At 69.6% G+C, this 18,521-nt stretch carries 17 protein-coding genes, 1 tRNA gene and 1 pseudogene; 10 read left to right on the top strand and 9 right to left on the bottom strand.

Features of this window, described 5'->3' with window-relative positions:
* Positions 1 to 95: 95 nt before the first annotated feature.
* From GPY60_RS13080 to GPY60_RS13070, 3 genes and pseudogenes are all read right to left on the bottom strand, one after another.
* Positions 96 to 1,037, bottom strand: a pseudogene (locus tag GPY60_RS13080) (alpha/beta fold hydrolase); the annotation flags it as partial.
* Positions 1,038 to 1,170: 133 nt separating this feature from the next.
* Positions 1,171 to 1,560 carry a Fur family transcriptional regulator gene (locus GPY60_RS13075; RefSeq protein ID WP_156688094.1) on the bottom strand — a complete coding sequence of 130 codons (390 nt, stop codon included), beginning with the start codon at positions 1,558 to 1,560 and terminating at the stop codon, positions 1,171 to 1,173.
* Positions 1,557 to 1,961: an ArsR/SmtB family transcription factor gene (locus GPY60_RS13070; RefSeq protein WP_156688093.1), complete on the bottom strand. Its 405-nt coding sequence runs from the start codon at positions 1,959 to 1,961 to the stop codon at positions 1,557 to 1,559. The genes GPY60_RS13075 and GPY60_RS13070 overlap by 4 nt, the downstream gene beginning before the upstream one ends.
* A 213-nt stretch (positions 1,962 to 2,174) precedes the next feature.
* On the opposite strand from GPY60_RS13070, the gene GPY60_RS13065 reads away from it, so the two are divergent.
* The 5 genes from GPY60_RS13065 (at position 2,175) to GPY60_RS13045 (ending at position 6,717) form a co-directional block, all read left to right on the top strand.
* A complete protein-coding gene (locus GPY60_RS13065) occupies positions 2,175 to 3,572 on the top strand; it encodes a glycine--tRNA ligase (protein ID WP_197283658.1) in 1,398 nt (465 codons plus the stop codon).
* Positions 3,573 to 3,909: 337 nt separating this feature from the next.
* Positions 3,910 to 5,112, top strand: a complete 1,203-nt coding sequence (locus tag GPY60_RS13060) for a PPE family protein (protein ID WP_255457236.1) — start codon at positions 3,910 to 3,912, stop codon at positions 5,110 to 5,112.
* Positions 5,113 to 5,601: 489 nt separating this feature from the next.
* The gene (locus GPY60_RS13055) at positions 5,602 to 5,964 is read left to right on the top strand and encodes a hypothetical protein (protein WP_231639636.1); all 363 of its coding nucleotides are present in this window, start codon (positions 5,602 to 5,604) and stop codon (positions 5,962 to 5,964) included.
* A gap of 123 nt (positions 5,965 to 6,087) precedes the next feature.
* Positions 6,088 to 6,384, top strand: coding sequence for a WXG100 family type VII secretion target (locus GPY60_RS13050; RefSeq protein WP_156688091.1), 297 nt, complete (start codon positions 6,088 to 6,090; stop codon positions 6,382 to 6,384).
* 48 nt (positions 6,385 to 6,432) lie between these two features.
* Positions 6,433 to 6,717, top strand: coding sequence for a WXG100 family type VII secretion target (locus GPY60_RS13045; RefSeq protein ID WP_156686980.1), 285 nt, complete (start codon positions 6,433 to 6,435; stop codon positions 6,715 to 6,717).
* Between the two features lie 92 nt (positions 6,718 to 6,809).
* Here the strand turns inward: GPY60_RS13045 and GPY60_RS13040 are convergent, their stop codons facing one another.
* Positions 6,810 to 8,789 carry a TPM domain-containing protein gene (locus GPY60_RS13040; protein WP_156688090.1) on the bottom strand — a complete coding sequence of 660 codons (1,980 nt, stop codon included), beginning with the start codon at positions 8,787 to 8,789 and terminating at the stop codon, positions 6,810 to 6,812.
* Positions 8,790 to 8,866: 77 nt separating this feature from the next.
* Here GPY60_RS13040 and GPY60_RS13035 point away from each other — a divergent pair, with 77 nt between their 5' ends.
* The 3 genes from GPY60_RS13035 to dnaG are packed head-to-tail and all read left to right on the top strand — an operon-like array spanning position 8,867 to position 12,772.
* A complete protein-coding gene (locus GPY60_RS13035) occupies positions 8,867 to 10,168 on the top strand; it encodes a deoxyguanosinetriphosphate triphosphohydrolase (RefSeq protein ID WP_156688089.1) in 1,302 nt (433 codons plus the stop codon).
* Between the two features lie 10 nt (positions 10,169 to 10,178).
* Positions 10,179 to 10,784 (top strand): superoxide dismutase[Cu-Zn], encoded by a 606-nt coding sequence (gene sodC / locus GPY60_RS13030; protein WP_156688088.1) that lies wholly within the window; start codon positions 10,179 to 10,181, stop codon positions 10,782 to 10,784.
* Between the two features lie 26 nt (positions 10,785 to 10,810).
* Complete coding sequence (gene dnaG, locus GPY60_RS13025; protein WP_156688087.1) at positions 10,811 to 12,772, top strand: DNA primase; 1,962 nt, start codon at positions 10,811 to 10,813, stop codon at positions 12,770 to 12,772.
* Here dnaG and GPY60_RS13020 read toward each other — a convergent pair.
* Positions 12,747 to 13,013 carry a hypothetical protein gene (locus GPY60_RS13020; RefSeq protein WP_156688086.1) on the bottom strand — a complete coding sequence of 89 codons (267 nt, stop codon included), beginning with the start codon at positions 13,011 to 13,013 and terminating at the stop codon, positions 12,747 to 12,749. The two genes, dnaG and GPY60_RS13020, sit on opposite strands and share 26 nt — an antisense overlap.
* A gap of 157 nt (positions 13,014 to 13,170) precedes the next feature.
* On the opposite strand from GPY60_RS13020, the gene GPY60_RS13015 reads away from it, so the two are divergent.
* Positions 13,171 to 13,243: transfer RNA gene (locus GPY60_RS13015), tRNA-Asn, on the top strand.
* Positions 13,244 to 13,357: 114 nt separating this feature from the next.
* Positions 13,358 to 13,660, top strand: coding sequence for a CDGP domain-containing protein (locus tag GPY60_RS27830; protein WP_444850857.1), 303 nt, complete (start codon positions 13,358 to 13,360; stop codon positions 13,658 to 13,660).
* Positions 13,661 to 13,747: 87 nt separating this feature from the next.
* Here GPY60_RS27830 and GPY60_RS13010 read toward each other — a convergent pair whose 3' ends face one another.
* From GPY60_RS13010 to cysE, 4 genes are all read right to left on the bottom strand, one after another.
* The gene (locus GPY60_RS13010; protein ID WP_156688085.1) at positions 13,748 to 16,378 is read right to left on the bottom strand and encodes an FAD/NAD(P)-binding protein; all 2,631 of its coding nucleotides are present in this window, start codon (positions 16,376 to 16,378) and stop codon (positions 13,748 to 13,750) included.
* A gap of 92 nt (positions 16,379 to 16,470) precedes the next feature.
* Positions 16,471 to 17,193: an SDR family NAD(P)-dependent oxidoreductase gene (locus tag GPY60_RS13005; RefSeq protein ID WP_255457235.1), complete on the bottom strand. Its 723-nt coding sequence runs from the start codon at positions 17,191 to 17,193 to the stop codon at positions 16,471 to 16,473.
* A 101-nt stretch (positions 17,194 to 17,294) separates the two neighbouring features.
* Positions 17,295 to 17,576, bottom strand: coding sequence for an ANTAR domain-containing protein (locus GPY60_RS13000; protein WP_231639635.1), 282 nt, complete (start codon positions 17,574 to 17,576; stop codon positions 17,295 to 17,297).
* 248 nt (positions 17,577 to 17,824) lie between these two features.
* Positions 17,825 to 18,520 carry a serine O-acetyltransferase gene (gene cysE / locus GPY60_RS12995; protein WP_156688084.1) on the bottom strand — a complete coding sequence of 232 codons (696 nt, stop codon included), beginning with the start codon at positions 18,518 to 18,520 and terminating at the stop codon, positions 17,825 to 17,827.
* Between the last annotated feature and the right edge of the window lies 1 nt (position 18,521).

The raw sequence follows: 18,521 nt of genomic DNA, 5'->3' as shown, positions 1-18,521 counted from the left end.
GCAGTGGGTCGCCGCCAAGGCGGTGAAGCCGGACGACGCGGCTCGCCACCATCCGCCTAGGACGCCGCCGACGCGACACCCGCCTCCGGGTGGGTTCCGGTGCGCAGCAGCGACGCCAGCCGGTCCTGGTCGTAGTGGGCCGGTCGCGTCGAGTCGATGAACCGCTCGACAACCTCGACGAAGCGGTCCGGGTGGTCGCTGAACGGCATGTGCCCGGAGTCCTCGAACACCTCGAGGCGCGAGCCCGGCATCGCCTCGTGGGCGATGTGGGCATGCCGCACGGGGATGATCGGATCGTCCTCGCCCCAGATGATCTGCACCGGAACGTGTTCCACAAGGTAACTTCGGTCCAGCATGGTGACGAACTGGCCGCGCCGATCCACCACCGACCGCAGCGTCCGGGCGAACGCGGACAGCGCTTTGGCGTCCTGGAAACCCTCGAGCAGGCTTACGGCGTCGCCGACATCGCGCCCGAACTTCGTTGAGCCCAGGGTCTTTTCGACCGCCCGTCCGAACAGTCGCACCGCGGGCATCACCCCGGGGGCGCGCAGTACGGCCAGCGCCTCGCTGCCCATCGGCATCGCCGCGGCCCGCAAGCCGACGCAGACGTCCTGCGCGACCCCTCCGCTGCTCACCAGCACGATGCGCTCGACCAGGTGCGGGTACTGATAGGCGAGTTGCATGGCGAGCCCGCCACCGAACGAGTGCCCGACGACGGTCACCCGGTCGATGCCGAGCACGGCGAGCAGATCGCGCATGCCGTTGGCGAACGCCGCCAGCGAGTAGTCGGCACGCGGCTTGTCGGACTCGCCGTGGCCCAGCAGGTCGGGCGCGATGACCGTGAACCGTTGCGCGAGCTTGGCGTGCACCGGCCCCCAGGAAGCGGACTTGTCGCCGACGCCGTGGATCAGCAGCAGGGCGGGTCCGGATCCGGCGGTGCGGAAGGCGCGCCGGTGGCCGTGGATGGTGCGAAATTGCAGGGACGGGCCCTCGACATCGTGTACCGGCCGCAGGTGGGGCGCTGACTTTGTGCCCATCGTGTTCTCGCTTCCCGTGAGTTCTGGTCTTGGCCCGTGGGCCACTCATGGGTAGGAGCGCGCGGCGTGCGCCAGTCGGACAACTTTCTGGAGGAAAAATTTCCGGTGGCCGGGCCGCGCCGTTTCCGGCCGGTCAGGACCCGCACTGCGAGCAGGTGCCGAAGATCTCGATGGTGTGGCTGACGTCGGAGAAGCCGTGCTTGGCGGCCACTTGCGCGGCCCATTCCTCGACCTCGTGATCGCCCACCTCGACGGCGGAGCCGCAGACCCGGCAGACCAGATGGTGGTGATGGTGTTCCGAGCACCTCCGGTACACCGACTCGCCGGTGTCGGTGCGCAGCGTGTCGACCAGGCCCGCGGTCGCCATCGATTGCAGCGTCCGGTACACGGTGGTCAGGCCGATGTTCTCGCCGCGCCGGCGGAGTTCGTCGTGCAGTTCCTGGGCCGAGCGGAAATCGTCGAGCGTCTCCAGCAGTGTGGAGATGGCCGCCCGCTGCCGGGTGGCGCGGACGCTGGCCGTCATGAAGCGTCCTCGCCGGCGTGCGCGACGGCGTCCACCACGATGTTCGCCAGATGGTGGTCGGCGAGCCGGTACAGCACCTCGCGGCCGGACCGCTCCCCGGCGACCACGCCGGCCGCCTTCAAAATCTTCAGGTGCTGGCTGACCAGCGGTTGCGGCACGCCCAGCGCGTCGACGAGCTCGTGCACGCAGCGCTGCGACTCGCGCAGTTGCAGGACGATCGCGATGCGCACGGGCGCGGCCAGCGCTCGCAGCAGCTCGCCGGCGGCGTCGAGGATCTCGCGTGGCGGCGGTTCCGCGTACCGCTCGCGCGGGCCCGCGGCGTCGTGTGCGTGAGTCACGTCGGGGCTCAGGACGCCCAGGGAGGACGGCGCCGAAGCGGGCACGGAGGAGGACATCGCCATGGGAGAGAGACCGTCACCTCGAAAGTGCCAGGTAGGGGGATCGCTGGCCGTCAGCGGTAGCCGTCGGCCCGACCTCCACTGTCACATGCGTGATGACGCATGTCAAAGACCGCGACGCCGATCGTTACCATGACTGGTGCTCCGCGCGCTGCTATGCCCGCCGCGCATGTCCGGCCCCTCGACCCCCGAAGGCTCAACCCCAAAGTCAAAGGAGTGCACCACGCCGTGGCGTCCGTCATCGACACCGTAGTGAACCTGGCCAAACGGCGGGGGTTCGTCTTCCCGTCGGGCGAGATCTACGGGGGCACGCGGTCGGCGTGGGACTACGGCCCGCTGGGCGTGGAGTTGAAGGAGAACATCAAACGCCAATGGTGGCGTTCCGTGGTGAATGGCCGCGACGACGTCGTGGGGATCGACTCGTCGATCATCCTGCCGCGCCAGGTGTGGGTGGCCTCGGGCCACGTCGAGGTGTTCCACGACCCGCTCGTCGAGTGCTTGAACTGCCATCACCGGCATCGTCAGGACCACCTGCAGGAGGCGTACGCGGCCAAGAAGGGCATCGACGATCCCGACTCCGTGCCGATGACGGAGATCGTCTGTCCCGACTGCGGCACCAAGGGTCAGTGGACCGAGCCGCGCGAGTTCAACATGATGCTCAAGACGTACCTCGGGCCCATCGAGACCGAGGAGGGGTTGCACTATCTGCGCCCCGAGACCGCGCAGGGCATCTTCGTCAACTTCGCCAACATCGTCACGACGGCGCGCAAGAAGCCGCCGTTCGGGATCGGGCAGATCGGCAAGAGTTTCCGCAACGAGATCACGCCGGGCAACTTCATCTTCCGCACCCGCGAATTCGAGCAGATGGAGATGGAGTTCTTCGTCGAGCCGTCGACCGCCAAGGAGTGGCACCAGTACTGGATCGACACCCGGCACCAGTGGTACGTCGACCTCGGCATCGATCCGCAGAACCTGAGGCTGTTCGAACACCTGCCCGAGAAGCTGTCGCACTACTCCGACCGGACGGTCGACATCGAATACAAGTTCGGCTTCGCCGGCAACCCGTGGGGTGAACTGGAGGGTGTGGCGAACCGGACGGACTTCGACTTGTCCACGCACGCAAAGCATTCCGGCGCCGACCTGTCGTACTACGACCAGGCCACCGACACCCGCTACGTGCCGTACGTCATCGAGCCGGCGGCGGGCCTCACCCGTTCGTTCATGGCGTTCATGATCGATGCCTACACCGAGGACGAAGCCCCGAACGCCAAGGGGGGCGTGGACAAGCGAACGGTGCTCCGGCTGGACCCGCGGCTGGCGCCGGTCAAGGCCGCCGTGCTGCCGCTGTCCCGGCACGCCGACCTGAGTCCCAAGGCCCGCGACCTGGCGGCCGAATTGCGCGGATCGTGGAACATCGACTTCGACGACGCCGGCGCGATCGGTCGGCGCTACCGGCGCCAGGACGAGGTCGGGACGCCGTTCTGCGTGACGGTGGACTTCGACTCGCTCGAGGACAATGCGGTCACCGTGCGCGAGCGCGACAAGATGACCCAGGAACGGGTCCCGATGGGCGGGGTCGCCGACTACCTGGCCCAGCGGCTCAAGGGCTGCTGACGTCGTCGGGCGCCAGCGAAAATTCGGCCTTTCGCACTTTCGGACGGCCGCCCGGGGCGGGGTGACGCACCGGGATGCGGACGAGCGCATGGGCGCCGGTTGGTCGGGGCGATGGAAAGGCCTGCTCAGCGCGGGTTTTGGACGTCGCCGCGGACGGCTGACTGAGGTGCGTTCTTTCGTGCCGCAGTCTCGACCCGGGACGGGCATAATGATTTGGTGAAAGCATCACTTTTCGTGGCGGGATTGGCTTACGATCCTGTTGTGGCGCGGAATACGTCCGTTGTCGCGCGTGCCGAGTGAGAGTCGAAGCCGCTGACGCGGCTGGAGGTGTGGGCCTGTGACGTTTCCTTCCTTTCCGTGGTTCCCGCCGGAGATCAACTCCGCGCTGATGTACGCGGGCGCGGGATCCGGACCGTTGCACGCTGCGGCGTCGGCCTGGGACGGATTGGCGGCCGATCTGGCGGGGGCGGCCTCGTCGTTTCAGTCAGTGGTCTCGGCCCTGACCAGCGGCCCGTGGGCGGGCCCCGCCTCGGTGGCGATGGCAGCCGCCGCGACGCCGTACATCGGGTGGCTGAGCGCCGCGGCGGCTCAGGCCGAGGCGGCCGGTGCCCAGGCACGGACGGCGGCGTCCTCGTTCGAGGTGGCGCAGATTGCGACCATCCCGACGGCCCTGGTCACCGCGAACCGCACTCAGCTGATGGCCCTGATCGCGACCAACATCCTCGGCCAGAACACGCCCGCGATCTTCGCGACCGAATTCGAATACATGGAGTTTTGGGCCCAGGACGTGGCCGCGATGTTCGGCTATCACACCGGGGCGCTGACGGTTGCCTCGGCGCTGCCGGCGTTCAGCCTGCCGCCGCTGAGTCTGGCGGGCCTGGCGGATCCGCTGACGGGGCTCGCCGCGCAGGCCGGGACGCTGGCTTCTACGGCGACGGCAGGGCTCGCTGCTCCGCTGGGCGCCGTCGAGGCCGGGGTCGAGCCCGCCGTGGCGGGGGTTTCCGCGCTGGCCAACGCGCTGCCGATTTCCACCCTCCAATCGGTGGCCTCACCCGCGATACAGGCGGGCAGCATGGCCATCTCGCCGATCATGATGGCCGCGCAGGCCGGCATGGGCGCCTCGAACTCGGCCTCGCTGGCCGGCGCCAACACGGCCGCCGCCGTACCCAAGTTCGTCGACAACGTCGCTCCGGCCGGCTTGCCCAAGGGCATGGGAGGCGGAGGCGTCGGTGGCCTGGGCGACGCCGCGGCCGGCCTCGGCAAGGCGCGCCTGGTGGGCGCCATGTCCGTTCCGCCGACCTGGCAGGGATCGGCCCCGGCCAAGATGGTCAGCGCCGCGATGTCGGGTCTGGGCGAGATGCCCGGCGGCGCCGCGGCAGCCGCCGGCGCGCCGATGGGCGGCGGCATGCCGATGATGCCGATGCCGATGGGCGGCATGGGCGCCGGCGGCGCGCCCGGTGGCATGCTCGGTCGCGGCGGAGCGAGCCCGCACGTGGTGCAGAATCGGCCCAGCGTGGTCCCGCGCACCGGGGTCGGATAACAGCAGGTCAAGCGGCTTGACTAACGTCATGGCGCGGATGGCAAACCGGGAGAGCACGGTGTCACCCGCGCCATTGGCGTGTTTTCGGCCGTCGATCAAGAAATTTTCTGCCCGCAAGCGACGGCATTTTTCGGATCGGCGAGAACGGAATCTCGGTCCTTGATGGCGACCCGAATGCCGCCGACCCGCCATTCCCGGTGTACGCAGGTGACCTACCTAACGTCGTCCTGCGTGGGATCACCCTGACGCACAAGGGATTTCCAGTCGACAGATCGTTGGTGCGGCCGGGCCCGCCCGATCGGTGCCAGGTCTTCGCGCCCGGCCCCACACCCGGGGAATCGAGCCCGGGGACGGAAGGCTACCGCCGAACCAAGCGAAAATCGGTGATTCCTCGATATTGTCTTCGGCATTGGCTTACGATTCGAGTGCTCGGTGGTTATTTGTCGCCGCTGAGCCGAGTGTTCCAAACCGGTTGCGGAAGGGGGCAACGTGCTATTACCTCTCGGTTCGCCGTTGCCGGACGATTCGGTGTCGGCGGTTCGGGGTGAATCGGGGATGCTGGGCGGGCTGTCCGTCCCGCTGACCTGGGGCGTGGCCGTCCCGCCCGACGACTACGACCACTGGGCAACCGACACGGACGAGGGCACCAACGTCGCAGACCAGCCGATCCCCGGCCTGATTTCCACGGAACCAGCCGAGGGGATGGACGAATGGGCCGAGCAGGCCCAATGGGGCGAGCAAGCCGAGTGGGGCGAGCAAGCCCAATGGAGTGCGTGGGAAGGCGAGGCCGAACCGCGCTTCGACCTGCCGCGCACGAGCAAGGTGGTACCGCATTCCCCGGCGGCCGGTTGAGAAAGGGGATGAGGACTGTCGGTGATGCGCACATGACCGGCGGCTGGTCAGGCCCCGACGCCGGGCATCAAGACTCAATCTGTATGTCAAGTCCAAGTAATTAACCAGAAGGGAACAGCCGACATGGCAACACGTTTTATGACCGACCCGCACTCGATGCGGGCGATGGCGGGCCGCTTCGAGGTCCACGCCCAGACCGTTGAGGACGAGGCCCGCAAGATGTGGGCGTCGTCGATGAACATCGCCGGTGCCGGCTGGAGCGGCCAGGCCCAGGCGACCTCCTACGACACGATGGGGCAGGTCAACCAGGCCTTCCGCAACATCGTCAACATGCTGCACGGGGTGCGCGACGGCCTGATCCGCGACGCCAACAACTACGAGCAGCAAGAGCAGGCTTCGCAGCAGATCCTCGGCAGCTAGTCGCCGGCCAACTTTCCCAGACATTCAAACTTTGAGAGGACGTAAACCATGACGATTAACTACCAGTTCGGCGACGTCGACGCCCACGGCGCGACGATTCGCGCCCAGGCCGCCTCGTTGGAGGCCGAGCACCAGGCCATCGTTCGCGATGTGCTGGCTGCCGGTGACTTCTGGGGTGGCGCCGGTTCGGTGGCTTGCCAGGAGTTCATCACCCAGCTGGGTCGTAACTTCCAGGTGATCTACGAGCAGGCCAACGCTCACGGCCAGAAGGTGCAGACGGCGGGCAACAACATGTCGAGCACCGACAGCGCCGTCGGCTCCAGCTGGGCCTAGCAAGGTACGGGCGGCGCGCCCGCCCGCACCTCGCGTAAGCAACGTCATGCCCCCGGGTACTCGTACCCGGGGGCATGACGTATCTGGACCGCTCAGAAGCGGCCGCCGCCACCCATCAGGCCGCCGCCGGACGAGCCCCCGGCCGAGCCGCCGAACGACGTCGGGCTCCAACCGCCGAACCCGCCGCGCATGCCGCCGCTCAGCAGGTCACCGATGATGATGCCGCCGAGCATGGCCCCCGTGTCGCTCCCGCCGCGCCCGGCATAGGCCTGCTGGGCCGACTGCACGTCGGCGTTGGCCAGCGACTGCGCCTGAGCGGCCAGCGTCGACGCCGCGTTGGCGTGCGCTATCGCCTCGCCCGGATCGCTCGTCCCCTTGTCCCGCGCGGCCTGGAGGTGCCGGGTGGCCTCGCCGAGCCTGGTCCGGGCCTCCGGGCCGACGCTGCCGCGGCGGGTGTCGATGTAGTCGGACACGGCGCGCACCCGGGACTCGGCCGTGAACACGGCCTGCTCGTACGAGCGCCGGAGCCGCTCGGCGCTCGCCTGTTCCTCGGCTAGCTCCGCCATCACCCGGTTCAGGTCGGCGTCGGCCTTGGTCAGGTTTGCGAAGGCGCCGAGCGGGTCGGCGGACCCCCTGGCGCGCGCGCCGTCGACCGCGTGGGCGGCCGCCTCTCGGGCCGACGCCAACTCGCCGCTGTGGGACGACCTCGCGTTCTGCGCCTGCTTGAGCAGACCGTCCGCCCGCGCGACTCCGGCGTCGACGTCGGCCAGCAGGGACGGCAGGGCGTCGACGGCGTGCCGGATGTCGGCAGCGGCGTTGTCCACCGCGTCGAGCAGCGCCCGCGCCTGACCGAGCGCCGACTCGGCGGCGCGGAAGGCGTCCACCAGCGCGGTCTGCTGCCCACTCACCGCCTGACCGGACCGCTCGCGGGCAACGCCGATGTTGCGGTCGGCGAAGGCCAGCCGCTCCTTGGCGGCCGCGACGTTGCCGGACACCGAAGCCAGTGCGGTCGAGTCGAATTCGTTGTGCAGCTCGGTCAGCCGCTCGGCCGCCGGGTCGATGCGGGACGTCAGTTCCACGTACTGCTGCGTCAGACCGTCGAGCCGCGACGGCGCGTTGAGCACCAGGTCCCGCAGCTGCTCGAAGGCTTCGGTCTGCGACTCGAGTTCGCGGTCCGCCCGCGCGGCCGACACGATCACCCGGGTAAGCAGTTCGCGGCGCTGCGCCGGTGCCTCGGGCGCGTCGTCGTCGAGCTGTTGACGCACCGTAAAGGCTTGTGACAGAGCGGCTTTGGCGTTGTTGACGGCCTGCGTGAACGGTTGGGTCCGCTGGTCACCGAACTCGGCGACCGCCAGGTCGAGTTCGTTGGAGCTGGTGCGCACCGCGTTGTCGACGTCGACCACCATCGAGCGCGAGAGGTCGTCGAGCGCCTCTAGCGGCACCGCCGTGAGCGCGTTGACGTCGGTGGGGTCGACCCGACGGGCCGCGGCCAGTGCGGCGGCGCGCCGGCGCCGGCGCCGGTAGCGCATCACCACCAGCAGCACGACCACGGCGACGGCGATCGCGGCCAGCGCGACGAGCAGAAACGCGGGGCCCGACGAACTGCTCGGCGGGTCGAGCCCGTCGGCCGCCGCGTCCGCCGCGCCAACCCAGTCGCCGTTGTGCAGCGCCGGTTCGATCTTGTTGCGCCGCAGGTCATCCACCTGGGCCGCGTTCACGCTTCTGACCGCCGTGGGCACCAGGAAGGCGTACGAGCGCGCGGTGGTGGCCACGGCCAGCAGCGCGTCGTAGTCACCCAGGTCGCTCATGCGGCGGACCTGCCTCGCCCAGTCCTCCGCGCTTTGGCCCGAGAAGTCGTGGACGTAGACCACCCAGAGCCGGACGTGGCGATGGGTGTACAGCTCGTCCAGCGCCGAGCTGACCGCCGCGCGACCCGAGTCCGAAAGCGCGCCCGCGTCGTCGGTGATGTAATCGGTCAGCCGTGACGGCGGTTGGGCGCCTGCCGCCGGCGCCAGCAGCAGTCCCGGGCCGAGCAGCGTCAGGATCACCCCGAGCAGGCGAGCGATGCGCATAGCGTCAATCTAGCCCGGCCACCGTCAGCGCCCGCGGCGTGACGACAAGTGCGGGCGCCCTGGCAGACTGTGCTGCGGTGAACAACACGCACGAGCACGACCCCTACGACGACTTCGACCGTGAGCGACGGGTACGCGAAGCGCCGAAGGCTGCCGGTCTGCCGGGCACCGAGAACCAACACCGCACCGAGTTCGCCCGCGACCGCGCGCGCGTCCTGCACAGCGCGGCGCTGCGTCGACTCGCTGACAAGACGCAGGTCGTCGGGCCCCGCGAAGGGGACACCCCGCGCACCCGGTTGACGCATTCGCTCGAGGTTGCCCAGATCGGGCGCGGGATGGCGGTGGGCCTGGGCTGCGACCTCGACCTGGTCGAACTCGCGGGCCTGGCCCACGACATCGGGCATCCGCCCTACGGCCACAACGGCGAACGCGCACTCGATGAGGTCGCCGAGAGCCACGGCGGCTTCGAGGGCAACGCCCAGAACTTCCGGATCCTGACCAGCCTCGAGCCCAAAGTCCTTGACGCCGACGGCAACAGCGTCGGCCTGAACCTGACGCGCGCCGCGCTGGACGCGGTGACGAAGTATCCCTGGACACGCGGGCGTTGCCCACCGAACACGAAGAGCACCGGGAGGCGGAAGTTCGGCTTCTATGAGGAGGACCGTGAGCCGGCGGCCTGGGTGAGACGCGGCGCGCCGCCCGACCGGATCTGCCTCGAGGCGCAGGTGATGGACTGGGCCGACGATGTCGCCTACTCGGTGCACGACGTCGAGGACGGCGTCGTCTCGCAGCGCATCGACCTGCGGGTGCTGGCGGACGACGACGAGGTCGCCACGCTGGCCAAGCTCGGTGAGAGCGAGTTCCCCCACGTGAGCGCCGACGACTTCATGGCCGCCGCCCGGCGGCTGTCCGGCCTGCCCGTGGTGGCGGCGGTGGGCAAGTACGACGCCACGCTCGCGGCGTCGGTCGCGCTGAAGCGGCTGACCAGCGAGCTGGTCGGCAGGTTCGCGTCGGCCGCGATCGCGGCCACCCGCGCGGCGGCGACGGATACGTTGGTGCGCTACCGGGCCGACCTGCACGTCCCCGATGTCGTCCGCGCCGAGGTGGCCCTGCTGAAAATCCTGGCGCTGCAGTTCATCATGTCCGACCCGCGGCACCGCGACACCCAGGCCCGCCAGCGCGAACGCATTCACCGCGTGGCGCAGTGGCTCTACGCCGGGGCGCCCGGCACATTGGACCCGATCTTCGCCGCCGCGTTCGACGCCGCGGCAGACGACGGCGCCCGGTTGCGGGTGGTGGTCGACCAGATCGCGTCGTACACCGAGGGCCGGCTGGAGCGTGTCGACGCCCGCCAAAGCGGCGTCAGCGCCCCGGGATAGGCTGCCCGGCATGATGAGATTCAGTGGTGCGGCCGCTCTCTTGGCGGCGCTTCCCGTCGTCGCCGCGACCGCCTGCAATTCACCTCAGCACGCGAGCAGTCAGCCGGGCACCACGCCGCCGGTGAAGGGCGCCGAATCCACGCCGCCGGCCAGCGGCAGCGCATCGCCCGGCGGCGAATCGCTTACCGCGCACCTGAAAACCCCGGACGGCCGCGACGCCGCCACGGCGACGTTCGACTTCACCGGCGGGTACGTCACCGTCACCGTCAAGACCGTGGCCGGGGGCATCCTCACACCCGGGTTCCACGCGATGCACGTCCACCAGATCGGCAAGTGCGAGCCGAACTCGGTCGCGCCGACCGGCGGTGCGCCGGGCAACTTCTTGTCTGCCGGCGAGCACTACCAGGCGCCCGGCCACACCGGCAAGCCCGAGAGCGGCGATCTGACCTCCCTCGAGGTGCGCCAGGACGGCTCGGCCTACCTGGTCACCACCACCGACGCGTTCACCCGGGACGACCTGCTGGCCGGCTCGAAGACCGCGCTGATGCTGCACGGCGCCACCGACACCGATCAGGCGATGGATCGGGTGGCATGTGGCGTCATCGGCACCGGCTAGCGACCGTCCGCCCTTAGACTGAGCCGATGTCCAGTCCGGCGGGTGCAAGGGATCCCGGCCGCTCGGGGGGCCGGGGCCGGATCTCCGATCGCGACATCGCCGCCATCCGCGAGCAGGTCCGCATCGAGGATGTCGTCGGCGACTACGTCCAGTTGCGGCGCGCCGGCGCCGACTCGCTGAAGGGCCTGTGCCCGTTCCACGACGAGAAGTCGCCGTCGTTCCACGTCCGCCCGAACCACGGCCACTTCCACTGCTTCGGCTGTGGCGAGGGCGGTGACGTGTATGCGTTCGTGCAGAAGATCGAGCACGCCAGCTTCGTCGAGGCGGTCGAATTGCTCGCCGACCGCGTCGGCCACACCATCAGCTACAGCGGCCCCGCCACCAGCGTGCAGCGCGACCGCGGCAGCCGCAGCCGGCTCGTCGCGGCGAACGCCGCCGCGGCCGAGTTCTACGCGGCCGCCCTGGAATCCGCGGAAGCGGCACCCGCCCGTAAGTACCTGACCGAGCGCAACTTCGACGCCGACGCGGCCCGCCGCTTCGGCTGCGGCTTCGCGCCGTCCGGCTGGGACTCGCTGACAAAACATCTGCAGCGCAAGGGTTTTGAGTTCAACGAGCTGGAGGCCGCCGGGCTGTCACGCCAGGGCCGCCGCGGCCCGATGGACCGCTTCCACCGGCGCCTGCTGTGGCCGATCCGCACGTCGGCCGGTGAGGTGATCGGTTTCGGGGCGCGGCGCCTGTTCGACGACGACCCGATGGAAGCCAAGTACATCAACACGCCCGAGACCTTGCTCTACAAGAAGTCGTCGGTGCTGTTCGGGCTCGACCTGGCCAAGCGCGACATCGCCAAAGGGCATCAGGCCGTCGTCGTCGAGGGCTACACCGACGTGATGGCGATGCACCTGGCCGGGGTCACCACGGCGGTGGCATCGTGCGGCACCGCCTTCGGTGACGAGCACCTGTCGATGCTGCGCCGGCTGATGATGGACGACAGCTTCTTCCGCGGCGAACTGATCTACGTGTTCGACGGCGACGCGGCCGGACGCGCCGCCGCGCTCAAGGCGTTCGACGGTGAGCAGAACCTGGCGGGTCAGTCGTTCGTCGCGGTCGCGCCGGACGGCATGGACCCGTGCGACCTGAGGCTCAAGTCGGGCGACGGCGCGCTGCGCGACCTGGTGGCGCGGCGAACCCCGTTGTTCGAGTTCGCGATTCGCACCGCGCTCGCCGAGATGGACCTCGACACGGCGGAGGGCAGGGTGGCCGCGCTGCGGCGCTGTGTGCCGATGGTCGGGCAGATCAAGGACCCCACCCTGCGCGACGAGTACGCGCGGCAGCTCGCGGGCTGGGTTGGCTGGGACGACGTCGCCCAGGTCATCGACCGGGTGCGCGAGCACTCCAAGAAGGCCAAGACCCCGACGCGCAACGGTTCGGGAGCCGCCGCGCAGCGCTCAGCGCCGCAGCGCCGCGACGCGCCGCCGCAGCGGCCGGCCGCCAGCCGTCCCGACCCGCGGGATCCCACCCTGTGGCCGCAACGTGAGGCCCTCAAGTCGGCCCTGCAGTACCCGGCGTTCGCCGGGCCGGTGTTCGACACCCTGACCGTCGAGAGCTTCACCCACCCGGGGTACGCGGCCGTGCGCGCCGCGATCGAGGCCGCCGGCGGCACGTCGACCGGCGTCACCGGCGCGCAGTGGATCGACGCGGTCCGCCAGAGCGCCACCTCCGAGCTGACCGCGGGCCTGATCAGCGAGCTCGGCGTGGAGGCCGTCGCGGTCGACGACGAGAAGCTGCCTCGCTACATCGCCGGCGTGCTGGCACGCCTCCAGGAAGTCTGGATGGGCCGCCAGATCGCGGAGGTGAAATCCAAGCTGCAGCGCATGTCGCCGATCGAGCAGGGCGACGAATACCACGCGTTATTCGGCGACCTGGTCGCCATGGAGGCCTACCGGCGCAGCCTGCTCGAGCAGGCTAGCGGCGACGATCTGACGGCGTGAGGGCCACGTCGCCGGCGCGCTCCTGGACCGCGGTGTGCTCGTCGATCTCGGCGACCGTCACGAACCCGGCGTCGGGGGAGATCCGGTTGGCGATCTTGCGACGCCCACCCTCGATCACCGACTTGGCCACCGGGCTGTTGGTCAGCGCGCGGTAGGTGCCGGCGAGCTGCTCATAGCGGCGACGTCCGGCTTTGGAGCCCAGCACGTAACCCACTCCGAGCACCACGACATATCCGATCAAAGCGTTCCTCCCGACAATCGATGGCTCCATCCTGCCTCACCCGGGAGGGGCACGCGCGTCCGATACCTCTAGCTGGGCGGACGGTGCCATTCCCTCTACCCGCGGCGCTTGGGCTCGGGTATGCCAGTACGCTAGAGTCGTCCCGCGTTCGGGTTAGTCCCCTGTAGCTCAATTGGCAGAGCGTTCGGCTGTTAACCGATAGGTTCCTGGTTCGAGTCCAGGCGGGGGAGCAAGGTCAGAGGATTATCTGTATGCCCTGCACACCCTGACAAACGACTCGGGGCTGCTGCGCCCTCAACCAGGTTCGGAGTCGCGAACCGACCAGCCGCGTCTTATCGTTGGTCATGAAATTCAGCGGGGGACTGCTGACCACGGCCCTCGCCGCAGCTGCGATGGGGGCCGGCATCGTTACGGCACCGCCGGCTTCCGCGGGGTGCTTGGGGGTCGATCAGGAGAACACCTATTGCGATGGCCCGGCAGCACCAGACGGGACCTGGCAGCGATGCCATGAAACGTCCCTGATCGTGTACCAGGGCGGCTGGGTGTGGAAGCGACTGCCGCCGACCAAGTCTTGTTACCGGGTCGATCCGTCGCAGCCGTGGGCGCCAACGCCGGCCGGACAGCCACAGTTCCACATCGACGATTGAGGCTCGCCGGGTTTCTGACCGCGGGTACGACTCGACCGTCGCCGAGAGCGACCGGCGACGGGCTGGCTACCCACGGAATGAGCGGCGTCAGTTGACGGCGCCGCGTGTCACCACCTTGCCGGGCATCGCGCGATGCCGCGACAAGAGGCGTGCCGCTTGTCCCGGCGCACCGAGTTGAAGCATCGCGGCCAGCGCCGTTTCGAGGATCACCTCTTGTTGCGCACGACTGCCACCGATCGACGGAAGCCCGGCGATCGATTCGAGGAGGTTGTCGAGTGCGAGGCGCGGCCGGCCCTCCGTCAACGCGATCAGACCCTCGCCGATGAGGCGCAGGGTCCTGGCTTGTTCGTCGGTTGCCCCCGGCACATTGATCGCACGGATCGCGGTGGGATCGTTGGCGGCGGCCAGCGCGAGCATCGCGTGGAATGCGATGAACGGCGTTTGGGGGGCGTAGACGAGCGGACCGGCCTCGGCGAGCACCGGGATCGGATCGGGCGGGGTGACCCAATCCGGGTGCAGACGTGCCCGCCATGCGAGCGAACCGGCGTCGACGAGGCAACGGACGTCCTTCGAGAGCGGCGGCGCGAGGCACGCCGTGTACCGGCGCGCCGCGGCGGCCGCGTCGCCTATCGCCAGCTCGTGCAGCGCGGCGTGCCACTGAAAGTGCGGGAGGTAGCGCTGCGTGCGGCCGTCACCCGCGATCCAGTCCGTCAGCCATTTCAGCCCGGCTCTGTGGGCGTCGGTCTCGTAATGCACGTGCGCCAGCGCGTGCGCCGCATTGCCGTTGCCGGGGTCGAGTTCGAGCGCGGCGTCGGCCAGGTCGGCCGCGTCGTACCACAGGCCCTGCTCCGTTCGGCCGAAGGCGCGCAAGCCCAGATACCAGGGCGCCTCGCCGTGTACGCCGGTGAACTGCTCGACGTAGCGCCAGGCATCCGGCAACGCGTCGCCCGCCCCCGCGAACGCGATCGACGGCGCGAGCACAAGCAGCGCGACCGCGTCGTCCGGTACGCGTTCGAGATGGTCGATGAGCGCGTCGGTGCCTGCCGCGTTTCCCTTTTCGCACCATGTCGCGATGGCCTCGACATGGCTGCGGTCTTCGTCGCTTCCGTGCGCAAGCGCCGCGCGCGCCCGGGCGAGATGACCGGTGACCGCGTTCGGGCCGCCCGCGCGATCGGGCCTTTCGGTGGCGATCATCGCGAGCGCCACGTGGGCGCGCGCGTGGTGCGGATCTTCGGCGACCGCGGCGGCGAAGGCGACGGACGCGCCGTCCTGGACGGCGAGGAGCCGACGCACGCCCTCGGCGTACGACGCCTGCGCGCCAGACAATTTCGGCGTGGCCACGACGAGCCTGGGCGCCGAGACAGGACGGCCCCGGGCGTCGTCGGCGAGTAGCTCCGCGATCGCGGCCGCTTGCGCGCGGATCTCCGGAATCGCCGTCGTTTCCCACAATTCGCCCTGACGAATTGAGCCGATGCACACGATGTTCGGCACCGCGGCCCCCGCCGCGTCGATGAGATGGCCGTCCGCGTCGAGTCGTACGCCTATGCCGCACGGGTGCATCGACGCGACCTCGTTGGCCAACAGGCTTGCCCAGAGCGGGGAGCGTTGCAGCGCCCGTCGATCCCACGCGGCTCCGGTGGCGACGACGACCGCGTCACCATGGCGACGCACCGATCGCTCATCCGTTGTCACGGCCAGCTCAACCCCGTTGCCGCGCAACGACACTTCCGCGACCTCACCCGCCTCGACGACCAACTGCCCCTTGTCCACCGCGGCGTAGATCGCGTCGGCGATCGTGGGCGGCATGCGGTGGCGGCGGATCTCCCACTGCCGCAGGTCCTCGCGCAGGAATCGGCGCTGGTCTTCCCACCCCAGCGAGCGCCACAGCCGTGCCGTTCTCGGCCGTAGCGCGTCGATCACCTGCCGCCAGTCCAGCCCGAATTCGCGCGCGTGCTCAAGGTCTGCGGCCAGCGCGGTTCGCAGCTGCTCGAGCGACACTTCGGGCGGAAGCGCGTCGATGTGGGGCAACTCCGTCGGCGCACCGGTGGCGCGGAATCGCCGCGGGAGTTCGCCGTGACGCGACAGCAGCGTGACCGTGGCGCCGCGCGCCATGAGATGCAGCGCGACATCAACACCGGTCAGACCCGAACCGACCACCAACACGTTGGCGGGCCGGCGCGCCGCCAGGGCCGTGAGTGCGCCGGGTGCCCAAGGGTCCACCACGACCTTGCCGTCGGTGCCCGACTCCAGCACCGGCGCGAAGGCGCGTTCCAGTGAGTCCGGCATACCGCCTTCGGGGCGACCGGATGCGAGCACAACAGCGTCGGCCGATATCGACCGCCCGTCGTTCAGTTCCACGCGCACCGGGTCGCCCGGTGCCAAATTCACGACCTCCGCCGTTTCGAACCGCACGTCGGCGGCCGCGAGTTGTTCTTGCAGGTAACGGCCGTAAGCGAGACGCGGCGCAAAGCCCTCGGCCGGCGTGACGGCGCGCTCGTCGAGCCAACGGCAGAAGTGATCGGGATCGTCCGGCCACGCGGACATGCGGGCTGCGGGCACGTTCAGCAGGTGCGTCGGGTCGTTGGTGCCGTATGCGGCACCGGTGCCGGGACGACCGGACGCGTCGATCAACGTGATCTGCGCATCGGGTTTGCGCCGGCGGAGGTGCACCGCCGTGAGCACGCCGGCGGCGCCACCACCCACAATTGCGACGCGCATGCGGTGAAATGTATCCCTGAGGGCGGATCGGGGCAGGGTTATCGAGGCCCACCGTTAGCGCGGGCGCCCGAGACGCGCCGTCGAACACTCGATCAGTGCCCCGCGCTCTGGCCCCCGTCGATGTGCAGCGTCTCCCCGGTGACGAACGTCGCGGCCTCCAGATAACGGATCCCCGCGACGATGTCGGCGATCGTGCCCATCCGGCCGAGCGGATGCATGGCGGCCAGCGCGGACGAATCGCCGTCGGCGTGCATGGGTGTGCCGATGTGGCCGGGGGAGATCGCATTGACGCGAATGTGCCGGGACGCGTATTCGATCGCGAGAGACCTGGTGACCGCCGCCAGCCCGCCCTTGGTGAGTGCCGCCAGACCGGCCGGGATCTGGGAGCTGGCGTGTTCGACCAGTGTGGTCGTCACGTTGATCACGTGGCCGCCCTCGCCCCGGGCGAGCATCTGCGCGATCGCCCGCTGGGTGATGTGGAAGAAGCCGGCCAGGTTCACCGCGGTGACGAACTCATAGTCGGCCACGGTGTACTCCGTGAACGGCTTCGAGACGAAGACGCCCGCGTTGTTGATCAGCGTGTCGACCCGGCCGAAGCGCTCCAGCGCCGTCGCCACGACGCGATCCGCGGTGGCCGGATCGGCGATGTCACCCGCGACCGCGGCGACGGCGGGGTCGTCGGCGGGCGAGATCGACCGCGAATTGGCCACGACCGCGTAGTCGAGTCCGCGGTAGGCGTCCACGATCGCGGCCCCCATGCCCTGCGAGGCCCCGGTGACGATCGCGACCTTTCTGCGGGCGGGCTCAGCGGTCACTGTCGATCCCCCTCACTCGGACCGATGCACGGCCGCGACTGACAACTGTATGCGGCCGGGGCGCGCATGGCCCACAGACGGGTGAGGCCCTATCGTGACCGTCAGAGCAGGTGGGTCAGGCCCCATTCCTTCTCGGCGGCGAGCCGGGCCGCGGCGTCGGCGGGCGGCCGGTCGGCGTCCCTGCTCGCCAGGGCCACCAGCGCGGCGGCCAATGCGAAAATCGGCACCTCGTGCCGCTCGCTGACGCCGATCAGTTCCCGGAAAGCGGCATCCGTGCTGCAGCGACGCCAGCCGACGAGTATCCCCACCGCGGTGTCAAGGACCCGGCTGGCCTGCCGACGGCTCGCGTTGGGAGGCTGCTGGGTCGCGATGGTTTCGATCACGGTGGTCGACCTCCTGGTCGGGGTGGCGGGAAGGGGCGTCGGAGTCCCGTCTACTCGGCCTACGTTTCGTATTGGCAAGCAGAGCACAAACGGAGAACGAGCTGCACGGAATCAACGACAACGGCCGACGGCGCGAAACCGCTCGACGGGACACCGCTGCACGCACGACCGCATGGCCACCACTGTAAGACGTCGCCGAGATCCCGTAACCGTTTGGCTCACAACGGGTTTAAGTGTCCCCGAGGCGCTCAGATGGAGAAGTCTTCGCCGTGCCACACCCCGGCCTCCGGCGGCCGAATGACCTGGTCCGTCTGCCGGCCGTCCCCGTGACCGTTGGTGCCGGCTTCCAGCTTGGACACCCGGGTCAGTAGGGACTGCAGGCTGACCCCGACGAGGTCGGGCATCATCGAGTCGTCCGGGCTGCTGCGGCCGTGCCGGCTGATGACCTGGCCAGGAACGCCGACGACCACCGCGCTGGACGGCACCTCTTTGACCACCACGGCGTTCGCGCCGATCCGGCTGTCGTCACCGACCTTGATCGCCCCGAGAACCTTGGCCCCGGCGCCAATGATCACGCGGTCGCCGATGGTGGGATGGCGCTTGCCGGTGTCGCCGCCGCTGCCGCCGAGGGTCACACCGTGGTAGATCATCACGTCCTCGCCGACCTCGGCCGTCTCCCCGATCACCACGCCGGTTGCGTGGTCGATGAAGAGGCGGGGGCCGAGGACGGCGCCGGGGTGGATGTCGACGCCGGTGAGGATCCGGGTGAGTTCGGCCAGCGTCCGCGCCGCCACCCGGGAGCCGCGCTTCCACATCCAGTGGCTGATGCGGTGGCCCCAAATGGCGTGTACGCCGGGATAGGCGAAGATCACCTCCAGCGTGGTCGGGCGGGCCGGGTCGCGCTCCCGGGCCGCCCGGATGTCCTGCCGTATCGCCGCGAGCATC

The organism is Mycobacterium sp. Marseille-P9652 (assembly GCF_902652685.1).
Taxonomy (GTDB): Bacteria; Actinomycetota; Actinomycetes; order Mycobacteriales; family Mycobacteriaceae; genus Mycobacterium.
This window is presented reverse-complemented; position numbering and strand designations above follow the sequence as displayed.